This is a genomic window from Caballeronia grimmiae (genome assembly GCF_022879615.1).
Classification (GTDB): Bacteria; Pseudomonadota; Gammaproteobacteria; order Burkholderiales; family Burkholderiaceae; genus Caballeronia; species Caballeronia grimmiae.
Genome location: NZ_CP084274.1, coordinates 187,313 through 206,196, shown reverse-complemented (window position 1 = coordinate 206,196; position 18,884 = coordinate 187,313). Strand labels below are relative to the sequence as shown.

Sequence of the window (18,884 nt, the reverse complement as noted above, 5' to 3'; positions counted from 1 at the left end):
GAAGACGCGTTGAAGCGCCGTTGAATCAACTCATAACAAGGACAAGGAGACATGAAATCCCAAGACTACGAAGTGCATGATCCGCGTTTTCGGCTGCTGCTTCAGCCCAACGCATTCCTCGAGAAGCTGACCGGCGATTGCCTGTGGGCCGAAGGCCCTGTCTATTTTCCGGCGACGGACTTGCTCATCTGGAGCGACATTCCTAACAACCGCATGCTGCGGTGGGCGCCGGGGATGGGCGTCGGCGTCTATCGCGCGCCATCGAATTTCAGCAACGGCAATACGCGCGATCGGGAGGGACGTCTCGTGAGTTGCGAGCACGGCGCGCGGCGCGTGACGCGCACGGAGCACGACGGCAGCGTGACGGTGATCGCATCGCATTTCGAAGGCAAGAAGCTCAATTCGCCGAACGATGTGATCGTCGATTCTGAAGGCGCGATCTGGTTCACTGATCCGGACTACGGAATAATCAGCGACTACGAGGGATATCGCGCAGAGAGCGAGATCGGCCGATGCAACGTGTATCGCTTCGCGCCCGGCGAAACGCAAGTGCGCCTCGTCTGCGATGACTTCGTGAAGCCCAACGGCCTCGCGTTCTCGCCGGATGAATCGAAGCTCTATATCGCGGATTCCGCTGCGTCGCACGATGAGGATGCGCCGCGTCACATTCGCGTCTTCGATGTCGAGAAGGATGGCGCGTTGCGCAATGGCCGCGTGTTCATCGCGATGCAAAGCGGCGTGCCGGACGGCTTGCGCACCGACGAGCAAGGCAACGTGTGGACGAGCGCGGAAGACGGCGTGCACTGTTATGCGCCGGATGGCGCGCTGCTCGGCAAGATACTCATTCCCGAAGTCGTCGCGAACCTGACGTTTGGCGGGCTGCGGCGCAACCGGCTGTTCATTACCGCGACTTCATCGGTGTATGCGGTTCATGTGGGCGTGCGCGGCGCGGCGCGCTGATCGATAACAAAAGGAGACGGAGAGTGCAGATGCTCAAGGTGATAGCGGCGGCATGCGTGGCGCTGGCGAGCGTGTCGGCGATGGCGCAGGTCGCGAACGGCGATACGTCGTCGATGAAGATCGCGTTGTCGAACAACTACGCGGGCAATAGCTGGCGTCAGCAGATGCTCAAGAGCTGGTCGAATGTCGCCGATGCCGCGGTGAAGCAGAAGATCGTGGCGTCCGCGCCGAGCTTCACGACCGCGGAGAGCCAGGCGACGGAGCAGGTCCAGCAAATACAGAACCTCATTTTGCAGGGCTACAAGGCGATTGCCGTCGACGCCGTCTCGCCGACTGCGCTCAATGGCGTGATCAAGCAGGCGTGCGGTGCGGGCGTGACGGTCGTATCGTTCGATGGCATCGCGACCGAGCCGTGCGCGTATCGCATCGCCGTGGATTTCCAGGGCATGGGCCGCATGCAGGTGGATTATCTGGCGAAGCGTCTCAATGGCAAGGGCAACCTACTCGAGATTCGCGGGCTCGCGGGCGTGTCGGTGGATGACGAGATCCATCAGGGCATCGTCGATCAGATCAAGAAGTACCCGGGGCTGAAGATCGTCGGTTCGGTGCACGGCGACTGGACGCAGACCGTCGCGCAGAAACAGGTCGCGGGCATTTTGCCGACGCTGCCGAAGATCGATGGCGTCGTCACGCAGGGCGGCGATGGGTTCGGCGCGGCGCAGGCGATCAAGGCGGCGGGGCGGCCGACACCGATCATCATTCTCGGCAATCGTCAGGAGGAGCTTGCGTGGTGGGCGGAACAGCGCAAGAGCGGCTATGAAACGATGTCGGTGACGATTCCGCCGGGGGCATCGTCGTTTGCGTTCTGGGTGACGCAGCAGGTGCTGGCGGGCAAGAAGGTGCCGCATGATATCCGGATGCCGGTGCTCGAAGTGAAGCCCGAGGAACTGGATGCGGTGCTGACCAAGACGCCGACTGGCGCGCTCGCGAACAAGGAGTATTCGCGAGACGAGGTTGTGGCTGTGGTGGATGGGAAGAAGTAGGCTCTTTTCCCTGTCAGGGAGTTGCTTGCGTCGTTCTGTTAGCTCGCCCCTCGCCGGGGCGAGTTATTAGAGCCAGTTTCGAAACCGCAAGCCACGCGTAGGCAGCAAGTGACGCCGGCACCGCTTACCGGCAAGCACAATCCCCCGGCTCGATTAAAAACGGCAAGTCACCCCTCACGCATACAGAATCTTCGTCCCGTTGCCGTCGAGCCATCGCACGAACTCTTCGCCGAGTCCGTCGTCGGTGACGAGATAATCGATACTATCCATCGCGCCGAACGCCGCGAACTCGCGCTTGCCGAACTTCTTCGAATCCGCCAGCAAATAGACGGTCTTCGCCGCGTCGATCATCGCGCGCTTCACGTGCAGGTCGATGAAGTCCGGATACGAAATGCCCGACTCCATCGACACCCCGCCCGCCGCCAGAAACAGCTTGTCGACGAACATGCCCTCGAAGAACGTCGATGCCTTCTCGCCCGACACCGCAATCGTCTCCGGCTTGAAGATGCCGCCGGTCAGCATCACGCGATTCGTCGGTTCCGCGCCGAGCAGAATCGCAATGTTCAGCGCGTTCGTCACGATGCGCAGGTTCTGGCGATCCAGCAAATTTTTCGCAAGTTCCGTCGCGGTCGCGCCGCAGTCCAGAATGATTGAATCCCCGTTTTCGATCAGACTCGCCGCCTTCGCCCCGATCAGCGCCTTCTCCGCGCTCGTCGGCAACACCGGCGTCTCGTAGCTGCGCCTCGCCGGCTCTAGCCGCTCGGCTCGCAGCCGCACGTTGCCATGCACGCGCTCGACTCGCCCGAGCCGCTGCAGTTCGTCGATGTCCTTTCGAATCGTCGGCATCGACACGCCAAACTCACTCGACAACTCCGAGAGCTTCACGAGCTTGGCCGCACGCACACGTTCGAAAATCTTCTCTGTTCTGGTTCGTTGATCCATTCCGCCCTTCCTGCGCTTGCGCTGTCCCGCGCCGCCCCAAGCCGTATTCTGCCTGATCAGAAACGCCGCCGCGTTCGTTTTAGGGGTTTTCCCTCTTTCGATTGATTTGCCTTTGACTTTCGAAAGAAACTAAAAGAAACTCTGTCTCAAGCAAACGGGAGTCTGGGAGCAGGGAATGGAAAACCCCTTCAAGCAGTCGGGCGACGCGCTGCATCGACGGGCGCAAGAAATCCGCAAGAAAATCTGTGTGATGAACGCCACGGCCAAGAGCGGTCACACGGGCGGCGACATGTCGGAGGCCGACATCCTCGCGGCGCTCTATTTTCATGTGCTCCGCTATGAGACCGACGCCGCCAGCAGCGTGCGCTGGCACGACGAGTTCATCCTGAGCAAGGGACACGGTGTCGGCGGCCTGTACGCCTGTTTCGCGGAACTCGGCTGGCTGAAGGACGACGAACTGCTCACCTATCTGAAGGACGATTCACGTCTGCCGGGCCATCCCGTGCGTCAAAAGCTGCCGACCTGGGTCACGGTAAACACCGGCGGCCTCGGTCACGGCCTGCCGATCGCCGCCGGTCTCGCGATGGCCAAGCAGCGTCACGCCGCGCAACACGAAGGCCCGACCGGGCGCGTGTTCGTGCTGACCGGCGACGGCGAACTCGAAGAGGGTTCAAACTGGGAAGCCGCGATGGCTGCGGCGCATTTCGAGCTCTCGAACCTCGTTGTTATCGTGGACCGCAATCGCCTGCAACTCGCGGACTTCACGCACAACATCATGGATCTCGATCCGCTCGACGAGAAGTTCCGCGCTTTCGGTTTCGAAGTTCACGACGTGAACGGAAACCAGGCAGACTCCATTTGGAAACTATTGGAAAGTCTCGACTACGCGAACAGAAAGCCCAAGGTCGTGATCGCGCACACCATCAAGGGGCGCGGCGTGTCGTTCATGGAGAACGTACCGGCATGGCATCACAAGTTTCCCGATGAAGATCAACTCAAGCAGGCGCTGAAGGAGCTGGACCATGCGTGACTACGCTGACTTGCGGGACGGAGCGGTAAGCGCACTCGGCCGGCTGACCGCCTCGGGGCAAGACATCATCGTGATGGTGGCGGATTCCACGTCCACCTCGAAGATCGGCCCGTTCATGAAGGACTATCCTGAGCGCGTGATCAACGTCGGCATCGCGGAGCAGAACATGGTCGGCATGGCGGCGGGCCTCGCGCTGGGCGGGCATATCGTGTTCACGGCGAATGCCGCGCCGTTTCTCGTCGGACGCGCGAACGAGCAGGTCAAAAACGACGTCTGCTATAGCGGCACCAACGTGAAGATGCTCGGGCTCAACGCGGGCGTCGCGTATGGGCCGCTTGCATCGACGCATCATGCAATCGACGACCTCTCGATCATGAGCGGCTTCGGCAACGTGCAGATTTTCGCGCCGTGCGACGAAGTCGAAGTCGTGCAGATGATCGACTATGCCGCGTCCTTCGATGGCCCCGTCTACATCCGTCTCGACAACGCCAAGTTTCCGGTCGTGCACGACGCGTCGTATCGCTTCGTGCCGGGCCGTCCCGATGTGCTGATCGAAGGCTCGCGCGTCGCGGTCATCGCGATGGGCTCGGTGGTCGGTGAAGCGCTCGATGCGTGCGAGACGATGCAGAAAGAGAGCGGCATGTCGCCGACGCTCGTGAACCTCTCGTCGCTGCGCCCGCTCGATCAGGACGCGCTCGCCTCGATCATCGAACGGCACGACGCGATCGTCACCGTCGAAGAGCATTCGCTGCATGGCGGCGTCGGCGCGACGGTGGCCGTGTTGATGGCGCGGCGTCAGATCACTCGGTCGCTCAAGATGCTCGGCATCACCGAGGGCGAGTTCGCGAAGTACGGCACGCGCAAGGGCATCCGCCGCCATTACGGTATCGATGCAGCCGGCATCGCCGATGCGATCCGTGCGCAGCGCGCCAACTGAAACACGCGCCAGAGAACGAATTAGGAGACACAGATGGGCATTCAGTACGACATGTCGCTGCGCCACGGCGTCGATTTCGATTTCCGCCTGGACGGCAAGGTTGCCGTCGTGACGGGCGGTCTCGGCGGCATCGCGATGGCGACGAACGCCGCGTTGATCGCGAAGGGCGCTCGCGTCGCGATTCTTTATCCGGGCTTCGAAGAGCCGCGCGTGCAAGCCGCCATCGACGAGCTGGGCGCGGACAACGCCCAAGCCTTCGCGTGCGATGTCGCCAACGAAGCCGATGTCGAGCGCGCCATCAAGGCCGCGCATGCGCACTTCGGCGATCTGCATCTGCTCGTGAACGCGGCAGGCTGCATCACGCTGACGCCCGCTGAAGAGATTGGCTACGACGAATGGCAGCGCCAGATCGGCGTCAATCTCACGGGGCCGTTTCTGTGCTCCAAGCATTTCGCGCGCATCGTGCTGGCGAGCGGGCATGGCGGCAAGATCGTCAACATCGCATCGCAGGCGGCGACCGTCGCGATCGACCAGCATTGCGCCTATACGTCCGCGAAGGCCGGCCTCATCGGCATGACGAAAGTGCTCGCGAAGGAGTGGGCCGGGCGCGGCATCACCGTCAATACCGTATCGCCGACCGTCGTGCTCACGCCGATGGGCGCGGCCGCATGGGAAGGCGAGAAGGGCGAGAACATGAAGAAGCTGATTCCCGTCGGCCGCTTCGCCTATACCGATGAAATCGCCGCCGCGATTTTGTTCCTGCTGTCGAACGGCGCGGACATGATCACCGGCGCCGACATCATGATCGATGGCGGCTACACGATCGCCTGATGCGTCATTGCTCTAAGAACACAAATCAACCGGAGACAACACCATGTGGAAGAAGCTAGCAGTCGCTGCGGCGGTGGCCGTTTCGTTCGGCGCCGCCGTGCCGGGCGTCGCCAATGCGGCGGGCAAGGGCACCATCGCGATTCTCGTGAACGCGCTCGACAATCCGTACTATGCCGCCGAAGCCAAGGGTGCGGAAAGCGAAGCGAAGAAGCTCGGCTACGACACCATCGTTCTTTCGCATGGCGAAGACGTCAACAAGCAGAACGAGCTCGTCAATCTGGTGATCGGCAAGGGCGTGAAGGGCATCATTCTCGATAACGCCGACTCGAACGCAAGCGTCGCCACGGTGCGCACCGCCGTCGACAAGAAAGTGCCCGTCGTGCTGATCAATCGCGAGATTCCGAAGGACGGTATCGCGATCGCGCAGTTGAGCCATAACAACCTGCAAGCGGGTACCGAAGTCGCGCAACGCTTCGTCGAAACCATCGGCGAAAAGGGCGAATACGTGGAGCTTACCTGCAATCTCGCGGACAAGAACTGCGTGACGCGCTCGCAAGCGTTCCATCAGGTGCTCGATCAATATCCCGAACTGAAGATGGTCGCGCGGCAGGACGCGAAGGGCGCGCTCCTGCCCGGCAAGCAGGCGATGGATTCGATTCTGCAGGAGCATTCGAAGATCAAGGGCGTCATTAGCGGCAATGGTCCGGTTGCGCTCGGCGCGATCGCATCGCTCGAATCGGCGGGACGCAAGGATGTGGTCGTGATGGGCATCGACGGCAGCAACGACGAGCGCGATTCGATTCTCGCGGGCAAGCTGAAGGCCACGGTCATGCTGCAGGCTCAGGGCATTGCGATTCACGGCGTCGATCTGCTCGACAAGTACATCGCCACCGGCAAGACCGGCGAGCAGGAGCGTCAACTGTTCCGCGGCATCCTGATCACGAAGGACAACGCGTCGAAGGTCAAGGACTTCTACTACACGAAGTAACGCACTGCGATGTTGGACGGGCGCGGTCATCGCCGCGCCCGTGCAAGGCTTGTCATGTGAGGTCGTCATGGTTCATCCAATCTGCGCAGCCCGGCGCGTGCTCACCGTGCTCTTCGTGCTCGGTGCGGCAAGTCTCGGCGCGTGCCACGTCGTCACCGATACCGAACTCGCGGCGATCCGCAACCAGGGACAGCACAAGGGCCCGGACGCCGGCAAGATGCTGAGCGAGCAACTCATCCCTTATGCCGACAAGAACGCGAAGCCGGCCTCGCAGGTGATCGCCGCGCTCAATTCGAACTTCGACGATGCGTGCAAGCAATACGGCTTTCGTCAGAGCACGGCGTTCCCGTGCAATTTCTGGTTGCGCGTGCAGGGCAAGGTGACGCGCATCGACGGATCGTCGCGGGTCGGCAAGGCTTATGTGGACGTGGATCCGGCGTCGGGCGGCGAACCCGTTCATGTCGTGTTGCAGACCGGTCCGGTCGTGGTCGGCACCGGCGTGCGGGATGGCTTTCCCGGCGTGAAATACAGCGACTTCGATGACCAGACGCGCTTCGCCGCGTTCGGTCAGGAACTCAACAAGCTCGTCGTGAACCGCGTGCAATCAATGAAGCTGAAGGTCGGCGAGACGGTGGATGTCGCCGCCGTCTACAGCACATGGAGCGAACCGACAGGCGAGATTCGCGCGATACCGGTGGCCTGGAAATGAACGAAACCCCGAGCGAACCGCGCAACATGAACACGGCGAACGTGATCGAGACGCGCGCCCTGTCGAAGCAATATCCCGGCACTGCCGCGCTCGTCGACGTGAACTACAAGGTGCGTCGCGGCAAGGTCAACGTGCTGATCGGCGAGAACGGCGCGGGCAAGTCCACGTTGATGAAACTGCTCGCGGGCGCGGAGACGGCTACCTCCGGCGAGATATGGGTCGATGGTCAGATTGCGCATATCACCGATGTGCGCAGTGCGGAGCATCACGGCATCGGCATCATTTTTCAGGAGCTGAATCTCTTTCCCGACATGACAGTCGCGGAGAACATCTTCGCGGGCAACGAGCTAACGAGTTCGGGCGTGATCCGCGCGAAGATGGAGAATCATCAGGCGAAGGTGCTGCTCGACCGCCTGCGCATTCCAATCAGTCCGCGCACGCGGCTCGGCGATCTTTACGTCGGCCAGCAGCAGCTCGTGGAGATTGCGAAGGCGCTGTCGAAGCACATCAAGGTGCTGATCATGGACGAGCCGACGTCCGCGCTCTCGAAGACCGAAGTCGAGATTCTCTTCAAGATCATCGGCCAGTTGAAGGAAGAGGGCGTGACGGTGATCTATATCTCGCACCGCCTCGAAGAGATCATGGCGATCGGCGATTGCATCACGGTGCTGCGCAACGGGCGTCTCGTTGCCGAAGACGATATCGCCAACATCGACATTCCGTGGATCATCGAAGCGATGGTCGGTTCGTCGAAGAAGCGCTTCGCGTTCGAGCAGCACGCCATCGGCGATGAAGTGCTGAACGTGAAGGACCTCGCGCTCAAGCGTTCGAACGGCATCTATGCGGTCGATCACGTGTCGTTCTCAGTGAAGGCGGGCGAAGTCATTGGCATCTACGGGCTGATGGGCGCGGGCCGCACGGAACTGCTCGAATCGCTGCTCGGCGCGCAGCCGCTCGCGCTCGGGGAAATCGAACTGGCGGGCAAGGCGATCGAAGATCTGCCGATACCGAGGCGCATCGAAGCGGGCATCGCACTCGTGCCGGAAGACCGGCAGAAGCAGGGCATGGTGCAACTGATGACCATCCTCGAGAACATGACCTTGTCGAGCCTCGGGAAGTTCACGCGCCGCTTCGTCGGGTCGCTCGCACGCGACAAACAGGTGGAAGCCGCGAGCGATATCGTCAAGCGTCTCGCGATCAAGGCGTCGTCCGTCGATGCGCCCATCATGTCACTATCGGGCGGCAACATGCAGAAGGTGGTGATCGGCAAGGCGCTGCTCACGAAGCCGAAGGTGCTGCTGATGGACGAGCCGACGCGCGGCATCGACGTCGGCGCGAAAGAGGACGTCTACAAGACGATCAGCCTGCTCGCGCAATCGGGCATCGCGGTGATCTATGCGACGTCCGAACTCGACGAAGCGATGGCCGTCTCCAATCGCGTGATCGTGATGGCGAGCGGCAAGCTCACCGCCGACATCAGGCGCGAAGAATTCGACAGCGAACGGATCGTGCGCGCATCGACGCCCGCGACCGCCGTGGTCTGAGAGAAGCAAACCGAGATCGAAACCATGAACACTCCCAACAGCAGCAACCCGCCGGTGCATCCGGTGCATGCGAAGCACAGCCGGCATACTGCCTACGTCGCATCGCGGATCGCGGTGAACCTGCTCAAGCTGCGGATTTTCATCGCGCTCTTTGCAATCATCATCGTCTTCTCGCTGGCGACAGAGAACTTCCTTTCGACGAGCAACATGCTGATCATGGCGAAGCACGTGACCGTGGTCGCGATCCTTTCCATCGGCATGACGCTCGTGATCCTGACCGGCGGAATCGACTTGTCCGTGGGATCCATCGTCGGCATAAGCGGGATGGCCGCGGGCTATCTGCTGCTCGAAGGCGTGAAGATCGGGCATCACATCGTGTTCTTCAGTCCGCTCGGCGTCACCATCATTGCGTGCGTGCTCGGTGCGCTCATCGGCGCGGTGAACGGCTATCTGATCACGATGCTGAACGTCGCACCGTTCATCGCGACGCTCGGCATGCTGTACGTGGTGCGCGGCGCCGCGCTGCTCGTCAACAACGGCAGCACGTATGCGGACCTCGAAGGCAATCCGGCGCTCGGCAACACGGGCTTCGAATTCATCGGCAACGGCACGATACTCGGCCTCTCGATGCCTGTGTGGATCATGCTCGTGCTCGCAGTCGTGACCATCTTCATCGCACGCAAGACGCCGCTCGGACGCCGCATCTATGCGATCGGCGGCAACGAACAGGCCGCGCGCTTTTCGGGCATCCGCACGAATCGCGTGAAGCTCTTCGTCTACATGTTCTCGGGCTTCTGCGCGGCGCTCGTCGGGCTCGTCATCACCGCGCAGTTGCAGACCGCTCACCCGCTCACCGGGCAAACCTACGAACTGAACGCGATCGCAGCGGTCGTGCTGGGCGGCACCGCATTGATGGGCGGACGCGGCACCGTGTTCGGCTCGGTGATCGGCGCGTGCGTGATCAGCATTCTGGGCGACGGCATGGTGATGTGCGGCATCAGCGACTTCTGGCAGATGGTCATCAAGGGACTCGTGATCATCTTCGCGGTGGTCGTCGATCAGTTGCAGCAGCGCCTGCAGTCGCGCATGGTCTCGCTCACCGCCTGATGCGCGCCACGAAAGAAAGACAAGGACCGTCCAATGAAATACGTTCTGGCGATCGATCAGGGCACGAGCGGCACCAAGGCGCTGATTTTCGATAGCGAAGGGCAGGTGCATGCGCGCGGCTTTGCGGCGGTGGCCTGCACCCATCCGCGCACGGGGTTCGTCGAACAGGACGCCAATGCGCTGTATGAGTCGGTACTGCGTGCGGTGACGGAGTGTATCGGCAAGTTCGAAGGATCGCGTGACGACATCGCAGGCGTGGGCATTTCGAACCAGCGCGAGACTGTCGTGCTGTGGAACGCACAAGGCGAGCCGATCGTGCCTGCGGTGTCGTGGCAGTGTCAGCGATCGCTCGGCATCTGCGAGCGCATGAAGGCCGATGGGCTCGGGCCTGTCATCGCGAAGAAGACGGGTTTGCTGATCGATCCGTATTTTTCAGGCTCCAAACTCATCTGGCTCAACGAGAACGACGAGCGCGTCCGCGATGCCATCGCCAAGGGCGATGCTTACTTCGGCACCGTGGATAGCTGGCTGCTGTATCGGCTGACGAAGGGCGCGGCGTATCGCACCGACTATACGAACGCGTCGCGCACGATGCTCTTCAACCTTGCGACGCTGCAATGGGATCGCGAACTGGTGGAGACGTTCGGCCTTCGAGGTCTGCGTTTGCCCGAGCCGATGCCTTCCGCCTCCGACTTCGGCGCAACGGACTTCGACGGCCTGCTCGACCGCGCGATACCCGTGCTCTCGATGATCGGCGATTCGCACGCGGCGGCCGTTGGCGAAGGATGCCTGCATCCGGGCGTGGCGAAAGCGACGATGGGCACCGGCTCGTCGATCATGATGAACGTCGGCGCGCATCCGCAAGAACCGGCGCATGGCCTTGTCTCCACACTATGCTTTGCAAGCGATGAGCGCGTGGATTATGCGCTGGAAGGCATCGTCATCAGTGCGGGTTCCACGCCCGCGTTCCTCAAGGACAAGCTGCGTCTCTTCGACGATTTCGCGCAAGCGGAGCAGGCCTTCATCGACTACGACAGCGGCGGCGTGTTCGTGCTTCCGGCGTTCTCCGGCATCGGCTGTCCGCACTGGAAGTATCCGGGCGGCGCGCAGATCGTCGGGCTCGATTTCTCGAAGTCCTGGCAGCACGTCGCGCGCGCGGCGTATGAATCCATCGTCTATCAGATCAAGGACGTCATCACGGTGATGGAGCAGGCAGCCAACGTGCGCCTGCGCGAACTGTATCTCGATGGCGGCCTCGTGCAGCGTCCGTTCCTGCTGCAGTACCTGTCCGATACGCTCGATCGCCCTGTCAGCACGCTCGCGTTGAGCGAAATATCGGCGGCGGGTGCGGCCGCGCTTGCGGCATGGAAGGGCGGGCTGATCGCATCGCTCGACACGTATCAGAGCAAGCGCGTGATTGCGCGGCGTGTCGAGCCGGGCAGCGGCGTCGATGCGGCGGCGGCGAACCATGCGCAATGGCTGCGCTGGATCGAACGTCTATAACTTTCGCTTTCAGGAGAAGGCAACGTGGCTTACGAAGCAAAGCGGTTCGAGAACAAGGTCGCCGTCGTGACGGGCGGCAGTCGCGGCATCGGATTGGCGATCGCGGAGCGCTTCGCGCAGGAAGGCGCGAAGGTCTGCGTGACCGCGAATGAAAAGAGCGTCCACGATGCGGCCTCGCGTTTGCGCGATGCCGGCTTCGATGCGCTCGCCGTCGAGATGGACGTCACCGACAAGAGCCAGGTCGTCGCGTTGTATGAAGAAGTCGCGGCGAAGCTCGGCGAGGTGGATGTATCGGTGCAGAACGCGGGCGTCATCACCATCGCGAAGCTGCCGGATCTCACGGAAAGCGAATGGGACAAGGTGATGGCAGTGAACACCAAAGGCGTGTTCCTGTGCTGTCAGGAGGCGGCGACGCGCATGCTGCGCGCGGGCAAGGGCGGCCGCCTGATCAACACGGCGTCGGGCCAGGCGCGTCAGGGCTTCGTCTATACGCCGCACTATGCGGCGAGCAAGTTCGGTGTGCTCGGGATTACGCAGAGCCTTGCGAAAGAGCTTGCGCCGACGGGCATCACGGTCAATGCCTTCTGCCCGGGCATCATCACGACGGACATGTGGTCGTATAACGACGAAGCCTGGGGCAAGCTGCTTGGCGATTACAAGCCCGGCGAGTTAATGGCCGAGTGGGTGGCCAACATTCCGATGAAGCGCGCGGGCAATGGCGGCGATGTGGCTGGCCTCGTGACGTTTCTCGCATCGGATGATGCGGCTTATATCACTGGACAAACCGTCAATGTGGATGGCGGGATGTTCATGTCGTAGGGGGTTGGATGGACCTGCGCCAGCGCCACGCGTGAAGCGCCAACTCACGGGCGCAATGCCCGTGAGTTTCGTACAGCCGTTTATGCGACCGGCAATGCGCTCAACTTGCTGACCGTATCGGCACACGCATGCGCAGCTTCGCGGCCCTTCACGAGGAAATGCTCGCGGAAGAAGCCCACGTGTTCCTCGCCGTGATGGAAATGATGCGGCGTGAGCACGGCCGAGAACACCGGCGTGCCGGTTTCGAGCTGGACCTGCATCAAGCCATTGATGACAGCCTGCGCGACGAACTCATGCCGATAGATCCCGCCGTCGACGACCAGCCCCGCCGCAACGATCCCCGCATACCGTCCGCTCGATGCGAGGCGCTTCGCATGCAGCGGAATCTCGAATGCGCCGGCGACTTCGAAGAGATCGATATCGTCGTTGCTGTAGCCGTATTGCTGCATGGCTTCGAGAAAGGACGTCTTGCACTGATCGACGATATCGCGATGCCAGCAAGCCTGGACGAACGCAATGCGCGGACGATTGGAACGTGTAGCGGATACCGCTTGTGATTCGATGATGTTGGGTGCGTTCATGGACTTCAGCCTGTTTTGTGTGAACAGGGCGAAGGACAGCCGCGCCTGCGCACGCGAAAAATGCACGCACGTCGGGCGCAAAAATACCGGCTGTCCTGTTCTCTTTCATCCGGACTATACCGTCGGCCCCGGAATCCAACCGGGTCTGCTGACCTCGCTCGATGCAACCTTGCAGGGTGCATCGATGAGCGCTCGCGGGCTACGTCGCATGAAGATTCATATCGACGATTACCGCCGGTGGGGAATCGCACCCCGCCCCGAGAACGTGTTCTTCAAGTTGTCGAAGAACGAGGGTACGGTATCACGAAAGAGGCAGTGTCCGAATAGATACCGCGTTTTCCAAGGGGGTTTTTGCGGTGATTCTAAGAGTTCAATACTCGTCCATTCGACGGTGCTTCGCTTCCGGGGCTGATGACCTTTTCGAAGCACCGCGCATCGGGCTGGTGCACGTAGATGCCATAAGGGTTCGTCGCACGGAAGCCGTTGCGCTGATAGAACGCGATGGCGCGGCGATTGAACGCTCGCGTTTCGAGCAACAGCTTGTGATAGCCCACCGCCGCCGCTTCAGCTTCGAGTTGAGCGAGAAGCGCGCTTCCGACGCCGCAAGTATTCGGGCGGCTATAGAGCCGCTTGACTTCGGCGACGCCATAGTCGAAGCGGCGGAATGCACCGCATCCCAGCGAGAAGCCCTGTTCGTTCCGCGCGACGAGGAATGCACCTCGCGCCGAGCAGACGTCCTGCAAGCAGAACCGGGACTGACCGCTATCCCCGGAGTAGACGGCCAGCATGGCGCTGAGTTCGTCGAGAAGCGCCTGCGCGTCCTTCGACCACGGGTCTTCGCGTTGGACAAGGATTGCTGTTCCTGATGGCGTCACGGCGATCACTCCTTATCTGCGGTGTTTTCTGACTCGACCGAACGCGAGCAAACCGCAGACCAGGACGGAGAAGCTAGCCAGTTGGTCGCGCATGAGTGCGAGTGTCAGCGCCTACCGCGCAACTAACTGTCCATCCCGCGTCGCAACCGCAAACAGGAGACGCGGGGAAATTCACCAGGATAACCAGCTTGCAAGAAAGCACCGCTGCAACGAGCCAATTCAACCCATCGCTGATTTGCTTACGCCAAAGCATTCGTTTGCGCGGTGGGTATCGGTCATTAGCATGATCCGTTCTGGGCGATGACGCCCACATGCAAGGAAAGCCGTCATGCAATACAAGGGATAGGAGGTAGCACCGTCCGCACACGCGCTGCCGAGCGGCCTCTATGCGGCGAACCTGATCATCGAGAACACGACGTCCGCGCGCAGGGCATCGTTCACGTTCGATGCGCTCGACTACTTCTTCGAAGCCGATCACGCGATCGCCTATGCGGTTCGCTGGGCCCGTCTATGGATCGATCAGCGCAGTCATCGCATGCGCCGCGACTCGTGACGCGGCGCGCCCTGCGAGGTTCAGGCGAGCCCGGGCGGCGCGGCCCGCGCCACGTCGACATGCTTCGGCAACAGGCCGAGATCGAGAAACGTATCGGCGATCTGCTGTTGCTCGCCGATGATCTCGCGCGTAATCGCCACCGTGCCGAACACCTGTCGGCTCACCGCAAGATCGACGACGGGCTTCGGCAAGCCCCATAGCCGCGCGAGTTCGCTCGCGAGTGCATCGGGATTTTGCTTGCCCCATTGATCGACCGCCTTGATCTCCTCGATGACGATGCGAATCACATCGGCGTTCTTCGCCACATAGCTCTGCGACGAGAAGTAATATGCGCGATTGCCGACGACGCCGCTCGCATCCGCGACGATGCGCGCATTCAGCGTCTGTTGCGCGGCGGCGAAGAACGGGTCCCATATGACCCATGCATCGATCGATCCGCGCTCGAATGCGGCGCGCGCATCGGCAGGCGGCAGAAAGGCAAGCTCGATGTCCTTGTATTGCAAGCCGTGCTGTCGCAGCAGCTTCACGAGAAAGTAGTGGACGTTGCTGCCCTTGTTCAACGCGACGCGCTTGCCTTTGAGATCCGCAACCGTCCTGATCGACGATTGCGCCGGAACGAGCACGGCTTCAGACCGGGGCCGCGTCGGCGTGGCCGCGACATAAGTGAGCGGTGCGCCGGCGGCCTGCGCGAAAATCGGCGGTGCTTCGCCTACATCGCCGAAGTCGATCGAGCCTACGTTGAGCGCTTCGAGCTGCACAGGCCCGGCGGAAAACTCGGTCCAGCTCACGGACACACCGAGCGGAGCAAGCCGCTTCTCGAGCGTCCCTCGTCCCTTCAACAGATTCAGATAGCCCTTCTGGTTCCCGACTCGCAGCACGCGCGATTGTCCTTGCGCTGCTTGCTGCGCGAAGGAAGCGGGCACGGCGGCCAGCATTGCAGTGGCGAGTGCGGTGCGAGTGGAGAGAGACAAGAACGCGCGACGGTCGGTGGACTTCTTCGGTTCGGACATGAGGGAATCGGCGCTTTGGCATTTGAAAGATTCCAGATGCTAAAGCGCGCGGGCTTGCGGGCAAACGTAGGAATATGCATAACGCTATGGTCTAGGGCGTCATATGCATTTCGTTTGCGCGGGCTTGGCGCCCGGTCTTGCACGCCGACGCAGTCGCGAAACGGCGCGTTGAAGATCAGGGATACGTCCGCATCACGGCCTGCTCAGACTCCAGTTGCTCGGTGCTCGTCTCCCAGACTTCGCTGCGCTTCAGGCTCACGTCAAGCGCCTTCAGCGCATTGTCCCAGCTAAAGCGAGCTGCATCCCTGAGGGCTGCCGCGTGAAGGCTTCCCCACGCTTCGCGCGTGCTCGCGCGCTCGACCTGTTCGATGAAATTGTCGGCGGTGTAGTAGATCGAACTATCATCGAGTGCCGCATCCTTTCGCCAGGCGGGTGTGAGTACCGGCAGGCCATACGAAATGTATTCCAGATGCTTGGACGAAAAGCTATGCTGCCGCAACTCATCGTCACTGATAGTGATAAGCCCGAACTGGTATTCGGCGATGACGTCGGTGGAGGGCGCGTATCCCTTGTAGTTGATGCCGAGCGACGCCGCCGGCTCGGGGCCGCCGTAGACATCCAAATTCGGGTAGAGCTTGCATAGCCGCGACAGCAGTGGAAGATTGACCCAGTAGCCCCCCAGATAGCCCAGAAAAATGATTCTGGGCTGCTCGCTATAACGGGCCTGCAAGGTCTTCTTGTGCGTGCCGTACGTGATGGGCAGAAAGTTGTTGCCGTTGTATTTCTTCTGGCGCACATAGTCCGCGTAGGTATGCCAGTGAAACGAAAGATAATCGGCGGCGGTGTAAGACGCGATTTCCACTTCGCGCAGCTTGTCGTACCCCGCTTGAGTGAGTTCACCGCCGAACATCATTTCTTCCGCGAAAGGCGAAGGCAGATCGAGGATCTGCACGTCGGCCACCCGCTTGCCGAGCGTCACGGTCTGATCCATATTGCTTTCGCAGATGAGCAGATCGAAATGGCCGCTTTCGCGCAAGGTCGTCTGCAGCACTTTGCCGCGCAACACCATGATGCGCCAAAGCAGACTCGACGTCGCGGAATGGCATGCGGCGCCGCCCATCTTCACCGCAACGGCGAGCACCGCCTCGTGCAGATAAAGGGCCATCTTCAACGGATGCAAAGCGGGTGCAAGCCGGCGCACGCCGGTTTTCGCAAGCCGCGATAGCTTGCCGGAATCGAACCGGAGTACGGACGTGAATCCGTTACGCTTCAGGTAGGTTTCGAGTTCTTTTGGCTTCACGCCATTTGCGAAAGCGTCTTGCGAACAGATGATGACCGCCCGTTTCTCTTGCGTCATGGAACTCTCCTTTATTCGCTAACGGCGTGGCGCATCCAGGCCCGGCATGGCCTACTCCAACTGTCGTGAACCCTTTCAGCCGGCCAGATCTTCGCGGATCATCAGGCAGTCCGTCTCCACCAGGCGGGGGAAGTGGCCTGCGTTGTTCGGTACGAACGCACTGAGAATAAAGCCGCATCGCTCGTATTCGGTCAGCGCTTCGCGGAAATCCACCGAGTCGGCATAGAGCTTGTTGATGGCCAGCTCGCTCTGAAGTCCGACGAAGCTGCGCATTACATTCGGCGACGCCTTGACGATTTTGACGTCGAAGCCCTGCGTGTCCATCTTGAGGAAGGGGCGCTGAAATCCGTACTCTTCCTTCAGCCGCCGATAGACGGTTTCGAGTCTTTCCGTTTTGACCGTGACGACATGAGATACCGCATTCATCTCGCGAAAGAGCGAGACTTCGTCGTGCTTCGGGAGGCTCAATGAACTGAATTCGCTCGACCGCATGACGTTGAATTCGGCATCGCCCTCGCTCTCGGAGATCGCCAGTTCGATCACTTTGCACTTGTCATCGCCTCTGGCGTGCTCGCCAGCGACGGCCGCGTCTACAGGGTTCGGTTCGAAGGAAAAGATCCAACCGTCATAGCCGACTTTGCGACGTAGCATCGTCGCGTATTGGCCCTGGTTCGCGCCGATGTCGAATACGCAGTCCACCTTCAGATAGGCGAAGAGCTTTTCGAGGTGAGATGTCTCCCATTGCTGATAGAGCTTTCTCCTGTCGATCAACGTCAGGTTCTTGACGTAGGAGAGCGCTCGAATCGGCTCGGACAGGGCTCGCTGGACTGCATCGGCATGCATGAAACGATACCTCTCGTTATTGAGGAGAACCGGATGATGCTGCATTACGCGGTAGCATAATCGCGATCCGCGCTGGCCGCATCATAAAAATATCCCGAACGTCTGTTTTAAACGTTCGTTCGTAAGCTCCCTGTGCATCGACGTTCATGTAAATAAACAGACGAGTCGATTTGTTCCGCGCAACGATGCATTCTCGCTCCGGAATGGGGCATGCACAGAAATGAGGACTACCGCGGAAGGGCGATTGCAATGAAAAGCGGGGGCAGCCGGGCGTTCGATTTGAACACTAAGCGGCCTCCGGGACACGCCGACCGCTCTAACTTCCAACGGCTCGGGTGCCGTGCCGTAGCACGACACTCAGCCCCTCCGATGGGAGCGGCAACTCTGCCGCTCGCACACGTTTCGTCTAACGCATGGAGGGTTGCATGCGCTGTGTCAGCTCAAACCAACGTCAACTTGACGTCGATGTTATTGCGCGTCGCATTCGAATACGGACAGACGACGTGCGCCTTCTCGATCAGTTCCTGCGCCTCGGAGGGATCCATGCCAGGCAAGGAAATCCTCAGTTCCACTTCGATGCCAAAGCCATTCGGAATCTGACCGATGCCGACGCTACCGTCGATAGCCACATCCTTCGGCAGATCGATCTTGTCTCGTGCGCTGACGAACTTGATCGCGCCGATGAAGCATGCGCTATAGCCTGCCGCAAAGAGTTGTTCGGGGTTAGTGCCGTCGCCGCCTCCGCCGCCCAGTTCTTTCGGCGTCGTCAGCCGCAGATCGATGCTGCTCTCGGGGATGGTGGCGCGTCCGTCGCGTCCGCCGGTGACATGCGCGTGGGCACGGTACAGGACTTTCTCGATCGTCATTCCAGCTCCTTTATTGTGTCAACGTTGATCGTCCGCTTTCCGGGCATCGGGCTGCGGCCGGAAGCGTCCGGCACAAGAATACTAAAGAGCAGTCGACGGTGCTTGTCGCTATCAACTCGATCGTTGTAAGGGACTTATCTACAGGCTTGTCCACTGAAATTGTGGATAAGTCAGCGAGGAGGCAACATGTCCATAGGCACAGTTCGCCGACGGAGCCGCCGCTTCTCTTATCGGTAGATCAACAGCCGCGCACGCCGCATGACGTGTCGCCCGACGGTTAGATATTACGATGGCATCTACTATCCGCCGCCTTCACGAATTCACAGCGATCCATCGGAAAGCGCTTCGCCACGAACGCAATCGTGGCGAAGCAAAACATAAGTATG

At 60.8% G+C, this 18,884-nt stretch carries 19 protein-coding genes and 1 riboswitch; of the genes, 12 read left to right on the top strand and 7 right to left on the bottom strand.

Annotated features, from left to right (window positions below):
- The first annotated feature begins 51 nt into the window (after positions 1-51).
- Both LDZ21_RS24315 and LDZ21_RS24310 read left to right on the top strand, forming a co-directional pair.
- Positions 52-960 (top strand): SMP-30/gluconolactonase/LRE family protein, encoded by a 909-nt coding sequence (locus tag LDZ21_RS24315; RefSeq protein WP_244797197.1) that lies wholly within the window; start codon positions 52-54, stop codon positions 958-960.
- A gap of 29 nt (positions 961-989) precedes the next feature.
- Positions 990-2,003 (top strand): ABC transporter substrate-binding protein, encoded by a 1,014-nt coding sequence (locus tag LDZ21_RS24310; protein WP_404980579.1) that lies wholly within the window; start codon positions 990-992, stop codon positions 2,001-2,003.
- 174 nt (positions 2,004-2,177) lie between these two features.
- Here LDZ21_RS24310 and LDZ21_RS24305 read toward each other — a convergent pair whose 3' ends face one another.
- Positions 2,178-2,945 (bottom strand): DeoR/GlpR family DNA-binding transcription regulator, encoded by a 768-nt coding sequence (locus LDZ21_RS24305; RefSeq protein ID WP_244797195.1) that lies wholly within the window; start codon positions 2,943-2,945, stop codon positions 2,178-2,180.
- A 175-nt stretch (positions 2,946-3,120) separates the two neighbouring features.
- Between LDZ21_RS24305 and LDZ21_RS24300 the strand changes: the two genes are divergently transcribed.
- The 9 genes from LDZ21_RS24300 to LDZ21_RS24260 all read left to right on the top strand — a co-directional run bounded on the left by LDZ21_RS24300 (position 3,121) and on the right by LDZ21_RS24260 (position 12,413).
- The gene (locus LDZ21_RS24300) at positions 3,121-3,975 is read left to right on the top strand and encodes a transketolase (RefSeq protein ID WP_244797194.1); all 855 of its coding nucleotides are present in this window, start codon (positions 3,121-3,123) and stop codon (positions 3,973-3,975) included.
- Positions 3,968-4,912 carry a transketolase family protein gene (locus LDZ21_RS24295; protein ID WP_244797193.1) on the top strand — a complete coding sequence of 315 codons (945 nt, stop codon included), beginning with the start codon at positions 3,968-3,970 and terminating at the stop codon, positions 4,910-4,912. The genes LDZ21_RS24300 and LDZ21_RS24295 overlap by 8 nt, the downstream gene beginning before the upstream one ends.
- 33 nt (positions 4,913-4,945) lie before the next feature.
- Positions 4,946-5,743, top strand: coding sequence for a GolD/DthD family dehydrogenase (locus LDZ21_RS24290; RefSeq protein ID WP_244797192.1), 798 nt, complete (start codon positions 4,946-4,948; stop codon positions 5,741-5,743).
- A gap of 43 nt (positions 5,744-5,786) precedes the next feature.
- Positions 5,787-6,731 (top strand): D-ribose ABC transporter substrate-binding protein, encoded by a 945-nt coding sequence (locus LDZ21_RS24285; protein WP_035962564.1) that lies wholly within the window; start codon positions 5,787-5,789, stop codon positions 6,729-6,731.
- Between the two features lie 67 nt (positions 6,732-6,798).
- Positions 6,799-7,440: a DUF2291 family protein gene (locus LDZ21_RS24280; protein ID WP_244797191.1), complete on the top strand. Its 642-nt coding sequence runs from the start codon at positions 6,799-6,801 to the stop codon at positions 7,438-7,440.
- Positions 7,437-8,984 (top strand): sugar ABC transporter ATP-binding protein, encoded by a 1,548-nt coding sequence (locus LDZ21_RS24275; RefSeq protein ID WP_244797190.1) that lies wholly within the window; start codon positions 7,437-7,439, stop codon positions 8,982-8,984. Before LDZ21_RS24280 ends, LDZ21_RS24275 begins: the two co-directional genes overlap by 4 nt.
- Before the next feature lie 24 nt (positions 8,985-9,008).
- Positions 9,009-10,091 (top strand): ABC transporter permease, encoded by a 1,083-nt coding sequence (locus tag LDZ21_RS24270; RefSeq protein WP_152562552.1) that lies wholly within the window; start codon positions 9,009-9,011, stop codon positions 10,089-10,091.
- 33 nt (positions 10,092-10,124) lie between these two features.
- On the top strand, positions 10,125-11,594 hold the full coding sequence (locus tag LDZ21_RS24265) for an FGGY family carbohydrate kinase (RefSeq protein ID WP_244797189.1): 1,470 nt from the start codon (positions 10,125-10,127) through the stop codon (positions 11,592-11,594).
- Positions 11,595-11,618: 24 nt separating this feature from the next.
- Positions 11,619-12,413: a glucose 1-dehydrogenase gene (locus LDZ21_RS24260; RefSeq protein ID WP_035962569.1), complete on the top strand. Its 795-nt coding sequence runs from the start codon at positions 11,619-11,621 to the stop codon at positions 12,411-12,413.
- An 80-nt stretch (positions 12,414-12,493) separates the two neighbouring features.
- Here LDZ21_RS24260 and LDZ21_RS24255 read toward each other — a convergent pair whose 3' ends face one another.
- Both LDZ21_RS24255 and LDZ21_RS24250 read right to left on the bottom strand, forming a co-directional pair.
- The gene (locus LDZ21_RS24255) at positions 12,494-12,994 is read right to left on the bottom strand and encodes a 6,7-dimethyl-8-ribityllumazine synthase (protein ID WP_244797188.1); all 501 of its coding nucleotides are present in this window, start codon (positions 12,992-12,994) and stop codon (positions 12,494-12,496) included.
- A gap of 93 nt (positions 12,995-13,087) precedes the next feature.
- A riboswitch (FMN riboswitch) is annotated at positions 13,088-13,263 on the bottom strand.
- Positions 13,264-13,356: 93 nt separating this feature from the next.
- Entirely contained in the window at positions 13,357-13,869 is a 513-nt protein-coding gene (locus tag LDZ21_RS24250) for a GNAT family N-acetyltransferase (protein ID WP_244797187.1), read from the bottom strand.
- Positions 13,870-14,239: 370 nt separating this feature from the next.
- Here LDZ21_RS24250 and LDZ21_RS24245 point away from each other — a divergent pair, with 370 nt between their 5' ends.
- On the top strand, positions 14,240-14,422 hold the full coding sequence (locus LDZ21_RS24245) for a hypothetical protein (protein WP_244797320.1): 183 nt from the start codon (positions 14,240-14,242) through the stop codon (positions 14,420-14,422).
- Between the two features lie 20 nt (positions 14,423-14,442).
- On the opposite strand, the gene LDZ21_RS24240 is transcribed toward LDZ21_RS24245, so the two are convergent.
- The 4 genes from LDZ21_RS24240 to LDZ21_RS24225 all read right to left on the bottom strand — a co-directional run bounded on the left by LDZ21_RS24240 (position 14,443) and on the right by LDZ21_RS24225 (position 18,498).
- Positions 14,443-15,432: a sulfonate ABC transporter substrate-binding protein gene (locus LDZ21_RS24240; protein ID WP_244797186.1), complete on the bottom strand. Its 990-nt coding sequence runs from the start codon at positions 15,430-15,432 to the stop codon at positions 14,443-14,445.
- Positions 15,433-15,607: 175 nt separating this feature from the next.
- The gene (locus tag LDZ21_RS24235; RefSeq protein WP_244797185.1) at positions 15,608-16,789 is read right to left on the bottom strand and encodes a glycosyltransferase family protein; all 1,182 of its coding nucleotides are present in this window, start codon (positions 16,787-16,789) and stop codon (positions 15,608-15,610) included.
- Between the two features lie 75 nt (positions 16,790-16,864).
- The gene (locus LDZ21_RS24230) at positions 16,865-17,632 is read right to left on the bottom strand and encodes an FkbM family methyltransferase (protein ID WP_244797184.1); all 768 of its coding nucleotides are present in this window, start codon (positions 17,630-17,632) and stop codon (positions 16,865-16,867) included.
- A 440-nt stretch (positions 17,633-18,072) separates the two neighbouring features.
- Positions 18,073-18,498: an organic hydroperoxide resistance protein gene (locus tag LDZ21_RS24225; RefSeq protein ID WP_244797183.1), complete on the bottom strand. Its 426-nt coding sequence runs from the start codon at positions 18,496-18,498 to the stop codon at positions 18,073-18,075.
- Between the last annotated feature and the right edge of the window lie 386 nt (positions 18,499-18,884).